Origin of the sequence: Pleionea sp. CnH1-48 (assembly GCF_024124665.1) — a bacterium.
GTDB lineage: Bacteria > Pseudomonadota > Gammaproteobacteria > Enterobacterales > Kangiellaceae > JAMXSB01.
This window is the reverse complement of the sequence record NZ_JAMXSB010000004.1, coordinates 345428-358238: the sequence shown is the minus strand read 5'-3', so window position 1 is coordinate 358238 and position 12811 is coordinate 345428. Positions and strand designations below refer to the sequence as shown.

4 protein-coding genes are annotated in these 12811 nt (G+C 43.9%); all 4 read right to left on the bottom strand.

Features of this window, described 5'->3' with window-relative positions:
* Positions 1-23 precede the first annotated feature (23 nt).
* Entirely contained in the window at positions 24-1493 is a 1470-nt protein-coding gene (locus NH399_RS08570; RefSeq protein WP_253038888.1) for a hypothetical protein, read from the bottom strand.
* 245 nt (positions 1494-1738) lie between these two features.
* Entirely contained in the window at positions 1739-2458 is a 720-nt protein-coding gene (locus NH399_RS08565; RefSeq protein ID WP_253038886.1) for a thioesterase domain-containing protein, read from the bottom strand.
* Between the two features lie 96 nt (positions 2459-2554).
* A complete protein-coding gene (locus NH399_RS08560; protein ID WP_253038884.1) occupies positions 2555-3796 on the bottom strand; it encodes an MFS transporter in 1242 nt (413 codons plus the stop codon).
* A 37-nt stretch (positions 3797-3833) separates the two neighbouring features.
* On the bottom strand, positions 3834-12806 hold the full coding sequence (locus NH399_RS08555; protein WP_253038882.1) for a non-ribosomal peptide synthetase: 8973 nt from the start codon (positions 12804-12806) through the stop codon (positions 3834-3836).
* Between the last annotated feature and the right edge of the window lie 5 nt (positions 12807-12811).

Here is a 12811-nt window from a genome sequence, read left to right as displayed (position 1 = left end):
AAAAATATTAACGGCCTTTAAAACTAACCGTTCTGGCAGATTTGATAACCTTTAGGGCAACGAATCTCTTTGTACGCATCCGTCGCTATTTGAAAGTCAGCGATTGAGAGCTTTCTTGGGCTATGCCCATCAACAAGATAATCGACTTCAATATTGAGGGCTTCCATGGCATCTCTAAATGTCACCATATCTTTGTGAACACGAGGAAGCGCTGTTTTTAATTGTGTTTCGAAATGATCTTCACCAAATATGATCTTTGCGGAAGGTAAGTAAATTAATAGGTAATGTTCGGAGTGAGCAGTGGCGATATCGTGAACTTGAACTCTCCCCTCGCCAAATTCAGCTTTTTCTTTCACCAAATAAAACTGAGCTGGTGTGAGCTCTTTCGCTAACTGCTGTTGAATGGTATCGAGGTGCTCTTGCACTGTTATGATGGATGCACCCATAGTCTCAACTTCATTGAGGATCGCAAGATGTTCTCTGTGGTGATGAGTTAATATAAAGTACTTTAAAGGCTTGTTGTTGGCTGCAAGCTTTTTGACTGCCTCATAATTTTCTTTTAGCTCACCTTCTCCGCCAGCAGCAATAAAGTATTCGTCCGTTTCTACAAATAACGAATATGAGCGATCTTTACCAATATGGTAAACACCATCGGCTAACTTTCGAACCGAGCGCTTCGATGTGTCAAACGTATCTCCCCAATAGCGATAGCCAGAAGGCTCTATGAATAAATCCTCCAAAGAGGGATTCATTCTAATGTTTCGTTCTACTGACACAATAAAGGGTTTGCCGTCCACAAAAAGGTTGAGATCCTGGGCAAAAGTGATGCCATCGGATTGACGATGGTTAGAAAACACATAAACCAGCTCTCTGGCACGAGAAAGCTTGCGGGTCATCTTACTAATGAGCCCAGAGTCCTTATGGATGTATAGAATATATCCCGTCCGACCTCTTAACGAGGTTCTGACTTTATGATGTAGAGAGCCGCGATAGTTTGCTTCCTCAAGGTGCTCGACTTCCTCTTTGGAATTGGCCAATGTATGAGCAATCATGGTATCACTCATTCCAATAACAGAACGCCCCAGTGACTCAAAATTCAACCAGTCTTCGTTACTGTATTTTCGATTTAATATATCGTAAATACGGCCTCTTTTTCCGTCAAAGACGAATCTGTCCAGATCTTTGCCGGTTCGAGTTACACGCCAGGACAGCATACTCTTTCGTTGATTCTCAAAATCGATGGTTAAGATAGAATGATCGCGAAAAAAATCGAGTTGATCTGGCCGCTCACTTTGCCCGGACCAAGGGCTCTTATTGTAGTCAGTTATCTCGATACTCTTCACTGAGGTGAGCTTGTTGCCGCCATAAGCTTTGACTATTTTTTCAACAATCATATTGGCGTAAGCATCGGTTTCTGGCGTTTTGGATTTAGCAGATGCGATACCTGCCAGTAAGGAAAAAACCAGATAAAAAAGAACATTCTGTCGCTTCATAAATTCTCCTCAAAAATAATGTGAGGAGACTAAACGACCCGGTGGAATAAAGTCTTAATGGAATTCTATTTTGTGGTGAATAGAAATTGAATAGAAATTTTTATTTTTATTTTCAATACTTTAAAAACATGCTACTAAGAAAAGAGCGACAGTCACTCATTGAACTTGAATCGAAAGATATTAAAGCAGCTCAACCAGCGACCAATATTTAGAGAAAACCTTCTCTTTGATCGCTGATAAAATGCTCAGACTAATTGGCATTCAACAACAAGCTTATTGCGGATCTTCTGACACATATCCGAGTAAAAGTCATGAATAAAGAAATGGCCGCCACGATATCGGTGTAGCGTAAAATGGCCATAGGTATAATCTTGCCATTCGTAGGCACTACTCAACTCAACCATGCTGTCTTTGTCGCTATAAAAGAAGCTTAGATTTGCATGAGTCAGATGCTGAGGTGATTGAAACTTGTACTCTTCAACCAACTTATAGTCATTGCGTAAGATAGGCAAAAACATATTTCTCAGCTCTTTGATCTCAAAGAAGTCTTGTGGTGTACCGCCTATTTGCTTGATCTCATCCAGGAATTCATCTTCGGGTAAGGTATGCAGGCTCGTCTTATACTCCCGATGAGGTGGGTTTCTACCTGACAAAAAGACTTCTTTCGGCGCTGGCAATCCTAGCTCGGCAATGGCTTTAAGTAACTCATACACCACTACACATCCCATGCTGTGGCCATAAATAGCATAAGGCTCCTCTCGAGCAACTGGACTGATTTGCAGCAGCATATCGGCAACTGTCTCTTCTATTCTATCGTGGCGTTTTTCACTCATCCTGACACCATGACCAGCATATTCCAGTGGTATCAGCTGAATCTCTTCACCCAATTCCTTTTTCCACTTGGTATAAATGGCGTCTGCCGATCCTCCCGCGTAGGGAACGGCAAATAACGTTATCGCTGTCACTTAACAACTCTCCAACTATTAACAACTCTCCAACTTAAAGCCAATTCCATTTTCACTCTGTCGAACGAAAATGGAATTTGGCAGTGACTCTCAACCCTAACTACCAGAACTTGATCGCTGTAACTCGGCAAAATGCTTGCTTCTTAACAAAGCGGGCAACAAAATCGCGATACAACAGAAAGCCAAAAAGACTTCCGTAAAAATAGAGAACATTAATGGACCTGTTGCTCCCTGAGTCTGCCAAAAGAAGCCACCAATTAATGGGCCCGATATTGCGCCAAAGTTACTCACAAAACCCTGTAGGCCAAAAGCAGTACCTTTATTTTCGCCAGCCACTTCGCTAATCAATTTGGCCAATACTAATCCGGCAGAGGTAATCACGCTGGCGTCGATAACAAAAAGCGCACTGATATGCCATATACTCGTTACTTGCAACATAACATAGGTAGTTGTTGCTCCAATAATACTCGCTCCGCCCAAAAACAAGGCCGGATTAATATTGTCTGCAAAGCGACCAAGCTTAGGCGCAACGATCATAGAAATAATACCACCAGGAATATAAGCGATGGATAAATCTTCAATGCTGGTGATTTTTAGATGGTCTAACAAATAAACCTCTAGAAATGGTGCCACCAGAGAGCCTGATAGCTGACCAACAAATATCATCCCAAACAAAAAAATCGCGATGGTGGTCATCTTTATAGGCACAGGAATTTCTTTTTCTTCTTGAGCATCCTGTGACGACATGGCCGATACGGCCTTAAAGCTTAATACCGCAGCTATCGAAGAGCTTACCGAAAAAGCTAAGATAACCATATAACCAATCCACTCGGGTTGATTGTAATCTTCTGCCAGTGACAGTAACGTAAATGCGGCAATGGAGCCAAACATAACGCCCAGCCCCATCTGTCTCGATGCTTCACCAAAAATTTCGGCTCGGTGTTTAAAGTCACTTAATTGAGCGAAGCAAGTTTGCCACACTAGCCAGAAAATACCTGAGCCAAAGCCTAAACAAAACGTGGCCGCAACCATGAGTTCATACTGTGTATTGATAATCGCCAAATACAACAGCACATAAGCAACCGCTTTTACAATAGAACCCAATAAGATTAAGTGAGAGCGGTGAGTCCAGCGATTTACCTTTTTAGAAAATAGTAAGGCGCTGCAACCGGTTCCAATGGCTTGCAACGAAAACAGCAAACCCATTTGCCAACCATTCGCCTCAAAGTTTTTATGAGCCACAATGGGGATCAAAAAGTTAATGAAAAACAAGCCGAGCGAATCCAATTTGATTGGAAGCAGCATTGGCTGTAGCTTTTCCGGTAAATACTTATTCATAATTCATTCTCATTAGTAAAGTGTGTATTCCGCAGAATTATTTCCGTTTAATAAACTGATTAATCTCTTCTGCCAGTACAGCCAGATTCAAAGGCCCCAGAAGCTGCCCATGATCACCATCAAGATGGACGGCTTTGCAGTTTGGAAAAATTGCCCCGAGCCCATAAGACAGTTTTGGCAGCGCTTCGCGTTCACCATAAAATTGATAGTACTCTTCAATCATGCTTTCGACATAAGACCAATCACCAGACTTAGGCATATCAGCTTCACTTTGAAACACAATTCCGTCGCCAGAATAAACCTTAAGTCGCCGTGTATAATCAAACAGGTGTAATGTATGGTTGAGTATGTCTCGCTGCTCCGTTGAGAAAGAAGATACTCTGGTATCTTGTTCTATCTGCTGCATACACTCAGGGGCCATGGTGTAACCAATAGGGTCGAGGAAAAACACCCCCTTAACATCAATAGCATTGGCTTCCAGTATGGTTGCTAACGCCTGAACTAAGATGGCACCCCGTGATGCGCCCATCAGATAAACTGGTTGCGATGGCTTTGTGCTGATAATGAGTTGAGCATAGTAGTCTGCCAAACTGGGCAAAGAATAAAGCGCATTGGTATATAGCTCGATGTTTTCACAAACAGTAATGGGAGTCTCAGGATCAAGCTGTTTTACCAGTTGATAGTAAGCTTCTGCACCCGCACCTGCAGGAGGAACTGCAAAAACAGGATCGTGATGTCCATTCTGATTAAATCTTATCAAAGACTCGAATTGATCTCGGTTACTGGTCGCCTGTTCAAGGATCCCGTGAGGCAAATCGCTGACATAATAAGGACTCAGCTTCTGTTCGCAATGTTGAACAACCTCTTGGAGTGAAGTAATGAGCATGTCAGCAAACCCTTGCATAGAATCTAATTCGAACTGCTTGTTATTAAACTCAAGATTAATGCTGAGTTTTTTGTTCATAACCAACGCGTTCAAACTCAATTTATGGGTTCGTTGGATCTTTGCTCCCGTATCACTTCCACTGCTTTCTCGCGTTACCTCAAAAGCGCCCTCACTGCCTTTCTCGCTACTTTTCTGACTATTATTGTCGTCAAATTGTCCCAGATAATTAAACAGTATGTCGGTATGAGCTTCAGCTTCCACCGCAACAATATCACGGTCTTTAGCCAGATAACGCAGAAGACCATAGCCCAGCCCTTTAGCAGGAATTGTACGTACCTGCTGTTTAATCCGAGTAATTAAATCCGCCAGCGATAGGGTCGCTTCGCTCTGCTCATACCGTAACGTCAGAGGATATATACTGGTAAACCAACCAACGGTTTCACTCAAATCAACATCGTCAAAAATATCCTCTCGTCCGTGGCCTTCCATGGCAATCCGTAATGAGGTATGCCCCTGCCACCGATGACAGGCCAGAAAGAGTGCAGAAAGCAAGAGTTCATTAACCTGGGTTTGATAAACCGTATTACATTGACTCAGCAACAACTGAGTGTGCTTTTCATCCAGAGTCGCTTCTATGCTCTGCGAGAGCGACCAATGGTTGTCTGTAACATTCTGATTGTCTTCTCTGATAGGCTGCACTGATTGCTTCAAGCTCTCTAACCAGTAAGCCTTCTCTTCTTTCAAAGTATCACTGCGACTGTAGTCCAAAAGCTTCCGCGACCAGTCTTGATAGCTGGTTGTTTTATCCAATAACTGCACAGGTTCTTCAGCGAGGTATTGGGTATAGGCACGAATGAGATCTGCCATCAAGATACGCCAGCTAACCCCATCAACAACTAAGTGATGAGCAATCCATAACAAGCGACTTTGTTCTGGCTTAACCCCAACAAGATAAACCATCTTAAATAAAGGTCCGCTCTGGATATCGAAAGAAGCTTTCTCGGCTTCACCTACTTGCTCTATTTCGCTGGCATAATCTTCTGACTGCATTTGATAAACTTGAACAGATTTATCAGCGACGCTATCTGAAACGGGCAAATATTCTGCCTGCCATTCTTTTGAAGGTTTTATCGAAAACTGCAAGCGGAATACGTCGTGGCGACGATATAAAGCTCTGACAAATAACTTAAGAAATTCAATGTCGAAGGGCTCTGGCACTCTTGTCAGTAATGACTGATGAAAATGCCCCAATGTTAGAGCGTCAAAATCACCGGATGCCTTCATCTCTGTCATCAAGAAATCCTGTTGAATTGGCAATAAAGATAATTGCCCTTCACTACTCTCTTGAGAAATACTGCGACGAACGGAAGATGCCTGAAGGGCCAGCTTCTCGATGGTACTGGACTCAAAAATCATACGAGTCGTCAAATTAATCTGCGCGGCATTGGCGCGACTGACCACCTGCAATGACAAAATAGAGTCACCGCCAATATGAAAGAAGTTATCACGGATACTGACTTTCTCTAGACCCAGCACCTCCTGCCATATTTCACACAAGGTCGTTTCCGTCGCTGAACGAGGTGCGACATAGTCTTCTGCTTCTGTCCACTGTGGCTCGGGCAATTGTCTGCGATCTAACTTTCCGTTGACGGTGAGTGGTATCTTATGGAGAACAGTAAATGTGCTTGGGATCATGTATTCCGGCAGACTATCGACGATTTGTTCCCGTAGCGAGTCCTGAGTGATATCGATTCCTGTCGTAGACACAACATAAGCAGCCAGATATTTTCTGCCGTCTTTTTCTCTATCGATAACAACCGCCTGCTTTACGCTCGACAACTGCATCAGCGCGTGTTCGATTTCGCCTAGCTCGATGCGATAACCACGAATCTTAACCTGAAAATCGTTCCGACCTAAAAACTCAAGATTACCGTCGGGTAGCCAACGAACCAAATCGCCCGTTCTATACAATCGATCCCATCCGCGCTTTTTATCTTCGAGGGTCGCAAAAGGATTAGCGACAAAACGACTGTCCGTAAGATCAGAACGATTAAAATATCCTCTCGCTAAACCCGCTCCGCCAATGTAAAGCTCTCCTGGCGTTCCCAGTGGTTGACACTGCATGGCTTCATTCAGAACATAAGCTCGCACATTGGCCAGAGGCTGTCCTATGATGGATTGGACCGATGGCTGCAATTGTTCTGGAGCTACGTAATAACATGAGGAATCTACCGCACACTCTGTCACCCCGTAAGCATTATATAAGCGCGTGTTGGAGTCGAGAGATTGCTGAGCCTTAAAGTGGTCATTCATATTCCATACATCGGAACCGACGATAAGATGATCAATCGATGGCATCTTTCTTTGTTGATGACTTACATAATCGGTCAGGCTGCGTAAAGTAGCAGGAACAAAGTCTGCCAGATTCACGTTATGCTTCTCGATAAGTTCAATCAATGCAGGTGCGTCAAGTAACGTCTCTTTAGGACACACCACTAACTGTCCGCCCGAACACAATGCTCGAATCCAATCTGCCGTGGCTACATCAAATCCATAATCGGCCATGTTTAACACAGTGGGCTCTTTGCCTTTTAAATAGAGCTCTTGCCAACCAAAATAGCGACTTACAATCGCTTGATGCTCAATCATTACGCCTTTGGGTTTGCCAGTGGTTCCTGAGGTATAAATCATATAAGCCAGATCGTTCGGCTCAACTGTGGTTTTAGTACTGGTAATACCTTGCACTTTTTCAGTGCCTGCTACGAGGGTGTCCACCGCAAGCAAACCAGCCGGTTGCTCCAAACCACTGACCCAGGAATCAAGATCAGCAAGGTATTGGTGCTGAGTAAGAACCAAAGGAGTTTGTGTGTCCGTTAAAATAAACTGAGTTCTGTCTTGCGGATACTCTGGCGAAATGGGGGCATACGCTGCCCCAGCTTTTAATACCGCCAAAATACTCACAAAGGTTTCGAGACTGCGATCAAGATAAAGCGCAATAAAAGTCCCTGTGGGCATGGCCGTATGATAAAGAGCTTGGTATTGCTTGCGAATATGTGAAGCGATTTGATTAGCTGCCTCATCCACTTCTTGATAGGTTAACTGTTTATCCTTATAGATTAACGCTACTTGCTGGCCTTTTAATTGGGCTTGTTGTTCAAACAGTCGATGCAGTAAATCAGTTTGTGGAAAGTTTTTATCCGTTTGATTGAACTGATAAAGTAGTCGTTCCCGTTCAGCTTCTGATATGAGATCAATGTCTGATACACACTGTTGCGTATCTTCTGCCATCGCGGCTAGAACGGTAAGATACATCTTTACTATACGCGCAACGCTATCACGCTCAAACAGTTGGGTAGCGTAATTCATTGTTCCCGCAATGATGCCACCTTGATCGCTCAGACTGAGATCTATGTCAAATTTAGCCGGAGTGTAAAGATCGGTTTCTTCATCAAGGTCAATCGATTCAAACGGCAATCCAGCTTGAATATCCACCATAGTGTTTTCAATCGCCATACTGAACATAACCTGGAATAAAGGATGGCGCGAGGTGTCCCTCTCTACCTTAAGTACTTCAAGTAAACGCTCAAAAGGTAACTCTTCATGAATCTTTGCCTGCTTCACTAACTCATGAACTTGATGAATAAAATCCGTTAAACATACTGAAGACTCAACATCTGTGCGTAACGCTAAAGAATTGACAAAGAGTCCGATCAGCCCTTGAGTTTGAGGATGACGTCGGTTATCTGAGGGAGTACCTAGAATGATGTTTTGTTGTCCAGAAAGCTTTGCCAACAATAAATAAAAGGCACTGAGCATCACTGTGTACAAAGTCGTTTCGTGATGCTTCGCAAGAGACTTTAGTCTCGTAGAAAGCGCTTCATCGACTTCAAATAGAAAATTGCTACCTTCAAAGCTGACATTCTCAGGACGAGGATGGTCAGTTGGTAACGTGAGCGTTTCGTAGTCGGATAATTGCTGTAGCCAGTAGTCATTTAACTCTTCAAACAACTCCCCTTGCAAACGCTCTCTCTGCCAGGCAGCGAAATCCACATAACGAATATCGGACTGTTGCCACTCAGTTTCTTGTCCCTGTGCCTCTTGTACCAGTATTAGTTCCTGGTAGGCTTGTCCCAACTCCTGCATAAAGATAGACGTTGACCAGCCGTCAAAGGCAATGTGGTGCCATATTATCAGTAGATACTGCTTGTGGTTTTGGCTATAGACTTTCGTGCGAATACTCGCCTCACAGGTCAAATCGAATGGCTGATAAATATCTTCAAGCACTTTTGATTTAAAGGCATCTGCGTTATCTAATGCGATAGCCGACAGCTCGGCTTTATAGTTCAGGAGTTGTTGTTCTTCTTGCCCTAAGTCGTTTTGACGATAAACGGTTCTAAGTATTGGATGACGTTCTACGACCTTTTCGAAAGCTTTTGCCAGGGCGTCGAGATTAACATCCTCCTTTAGTTGCACAAAGTACGGAATGTGGTAAGCACTACTGCCCTCATCAAAGCGTTGCAAAAACAGCATTCTTTCTTGAGAAAAAGACAGTGGATAAGGTGATAGTTCAGTCTTTGAAATAACCTCAACCGCTTGATACTTATCGGCGATGCCTTTTACGGTTCTTTGTTCCAGTAAAACCGCCAGCGGTATATCAACCTCCAGCTTGTTTCGAATAGCTGCAGTCAGCTGTATTGCTAATATCGAATTGCCGCCGATACGGAAAAAATTATCATTGATACCCACTTGCTCTAATCCAAGAACCTCCTGCCATACCTCACAAAGCTGACGTTCAAACTCCGTGGTGGGTGCCAGATAAGTCAATTGCGACTCAAATAAAGGTTGAGGAAGCGCCTTTCGATCGAGTTTGCCATTAACCGTGATAGGAATCGCATCCAGACACATCAAGCTGCTGGGGATCATGTATTCTGGCAAAACCTTTGATAACTCGTTAAGCAGAGCATCAGCATCAAAAGAGCCTTCAGCTTGGCGAGAGCCTTCAGCGCGATGAGAGCCTTCAGCTTGTGAAAAGCCCTCTTTGTTTGGTACTACATAAGCCGCTAAATACTGAGAGCCATTATGTTCTTTATTAATAACGACACATTGTTTAACACTGGATAGGCGACACAGGGCATGTTCTACTTCGCCCAGCTCAATGCGGTATCCGCGAATTTTAACTTGAAAGTCGCTGCGTCCAAGATACTCCAGCTCGCCATTGGGTAACCACCGAACCACATCACCCGTTCGATATAAACGTTGTGTCGCAGCAGTTGCTGTTTGCTCGTCAACAAAAGGATTTTCTATAAAGCGTTCGGCGGTTAGCTCCGGTCGATTAAGGTACCCTCTACCCAGACCAGAGCCACTAATATAGAGTTCTCCACGACACCCCTCTGGCAATAACTTCTGCGCTTTATCCAGTACATAAAACTGCGAATTGGCGATAGGCTTTCCGAGAGTCACTCGCTCCTCATGGCTGAGGTTTTTCATAGTGGCATACACCGACGCTTCGGTGGGCCCGTAACCATTGAATGTCTTGAGGTTAGGCAAAGATTGCAGCTGTGCAAGATGTTGTTGTGGAAACGCCTCTCCGCCCAATATCAAACACTCTACCTTAGCGAATATTTGAGGAATATCAGTTTCTGACAATAACAACTGCAATCGACTTGGCGTTAATTGCACCAATGTCACTTGGTGCTCTTGGATAATTGATATCAATTCTGCGGGCGATTGTCGCTGTTGCTCTGACGCAATCACTAAGGTGCCGCCCTTGGTTAATGTAAAGAAAAGCTCAAGTACAAAAATATCAAAGACAAAGGAAGTCACGCCTAACGTCACTAAGCGTTTACGGGGTGCCAGTGCGTCATCCAAACCATGCATAAGGTTAATCAGGTTTCGATGCTCAATCAAAACGCCTTTGGGTTTACCTGTAGTTCCTGATGTATAGAGCACATAGGCTAACTGTGAACCGTCAACTGGCAAAGAAAGATTGTCTGAATTTTGTTTCTCTACCTGATCTTTTATCTTTGAGCTATCGATACTCACTACTTGCGGTTTTGTCTCGCTTTCTATCAATGAGTCGTTAAGTGGTGTCAGCAGATCTTGTTGAGAAATCACCAAAGAAGCTTGAGTATCTTCTAAGATAAATTGAATCCGCTCTGAGGGAAACTCTGGAGAAATAGGGACATAGGCAGAGCCCGACTTTAGCGCTGCAAGCACAGACACAATCATATCCGGTCCGGGGCGAAGATATAAAGCAATAAGCTTGTTGTCATCTAATTGGGAGTCGTTATTACTTCCCTCTTGATGCTTCTGTTGAATAAGACGGGCCAATTGATTGGCTCTGTGGTTCAATTCAAGGTAGCTCCACTGCTTACTTTCGAAGTTAAGCGCAATGTCACCAGGATTTTCTTTTGCATGTTGTTCAAATGCGTGATGCAACCCCGTTCCAGTGACAGGTAACTCTGTTTGGTTCCATAAAGCCAGTTGTCTATTTCGTTCTTCGTCACTCAACAAATCTATGTCGTAATGAGGGCGCTGCGTAGACTGAGGAACCGCCTGCAAAACTTTCTCTATTTTAGCCAGCAAAGCCATAGCTTTCTCGTGAGTTAACCACTCTTCACCATACTCCAGTTTAAGCATCAAGCTTTCATTTTGATCATAAACCGTCAATGAAAGAGGATAATCAACTTTGCCCACGGATTGACGAAAGCTAACAATATTAGCCTGACCGTTACCCGACCCGATGGTTTCTTCGGCCATAGGAAAGTTTTCGAACACAAACAAACTATGGAATAATCGCTCTCCTTCTTGCTGCAAGCTGGCGAGAGGAATATTGGAGTAGCTATTTAAGTCGGCACTTGACTGATGAATGTTCAAGAGAATTTGCTCAACGTTTCGATCATCATGCCAGTCAACAACCAGAGGCAAGGTATTGATGTACAAACCGACACTGGTTTCAATACCCTCCACAGGAATGTCTCGACCAGAGACAGTCGTACCCACAATTGTTTGCTCGTCCTGGGTATGGAGATGCAACAATTTATGCCAGGCAAATTGAACGGCAACGCTTAAGGTGACTCCGAGTTGACGGCAACACTCTTTGAGCGCGTGATAAGTAGCTCCCTTAATAATATGAGTCGTCTCGGTTGCCTGCTCAATGGTTTTAATCTGATTGAGATCACAGGGATGGCTCAACAAAGGATTAATGTCGTTTGTTTCGCCAAAGTTCTTCTTGGCTTGCTCCCAGTAGCGATGGATTTCATTGGTATGTTTTGCATAGTAAGACTGAGCATCCAGATAGGCCGTCTCAACAACAGGCTGCGGTGTCTTACCATCAACCAGATCAGCATAGTATTGATGGACGTTTTGCAGCAAAATGGCACTACTCCATCCATCACTAATAATGTGATGCTCGGTTTTAAGAACCGTATACAGCTCTACACCCAGTTTAATGATCACAAAGCGCAACAAACCCGGTTGTGATAAGTCGAAACCTTGCTTACGATCAGTGCTCAATAGCTGCTGTATTCTCTCTTCTTGCTCCGTCTGGCTAAAAGAGCTCAGGTCCAGATAGTCGAAGTGGCTTTCATCGATGGACGGCGCTTGGCTAACCACCTGCAAAATGTCGCCTTCGCCATCCCAGTCAAAGGCTGTGCGCAAGATGGGGAAACTTTTCGATGCCATGCGCCAGGCTTTCTGATAGAGCGGAATATCTAACGAGTGATGATAGTCTAGCAACAGTTGTACGCGATAAGCATCATCTTGCGGTTGACTTAAATGATGGTAGACAAATCCTTGCTGTAAACTGGTAGCAGGAAATATCGCCTCGATACCCATGCTGTCATTGAAACTCAAACCGTCGGTTAACAGCTCGTCGGCTAAAAATGAAGCATCGAGATCAGCGTCACCGGACTCCATTGCATCTACAGACAAAAACTGCTCAAAGGCCTCTTCGCTAAAAATTTCTTTCTCATTTAAAAAGGCCAATAATGCAGGTTTTTCTTGCCTTAGCGAATCAATAAAAGACTCAGCTGGCGCTTCATCTCCAAAAGACAGCTCGATGTCTTCACCTTCAACCCACAGCGAAATATCGCTATCCAGTGCTTGTTGCAATAACTTCAGCATAACGT

Coding starts and splice junctions, on each gene's coding strand:
- NH399_RS08570 (WP_253038888.1), bottom strand. CDS start 1,493: ATGAAGCGACAGAATGTTCTTTTTTATCTGGTTTTTTCCTTACTGGCA.
- NH399_RS08560 (WP_253038884.1), bottom strand. CDS start 3,796: ATGAATAAGTATTTACCGGAAAAGCTACAGCCAATGCTGCTTCCAATC.
- NH399_RS08555 (WP_253038882.1), bottom strand. CDS start 12,806: ATGCTGAAGTTATTGCAACAAGCACTGGATAGCGATATTTCGCTGTGG.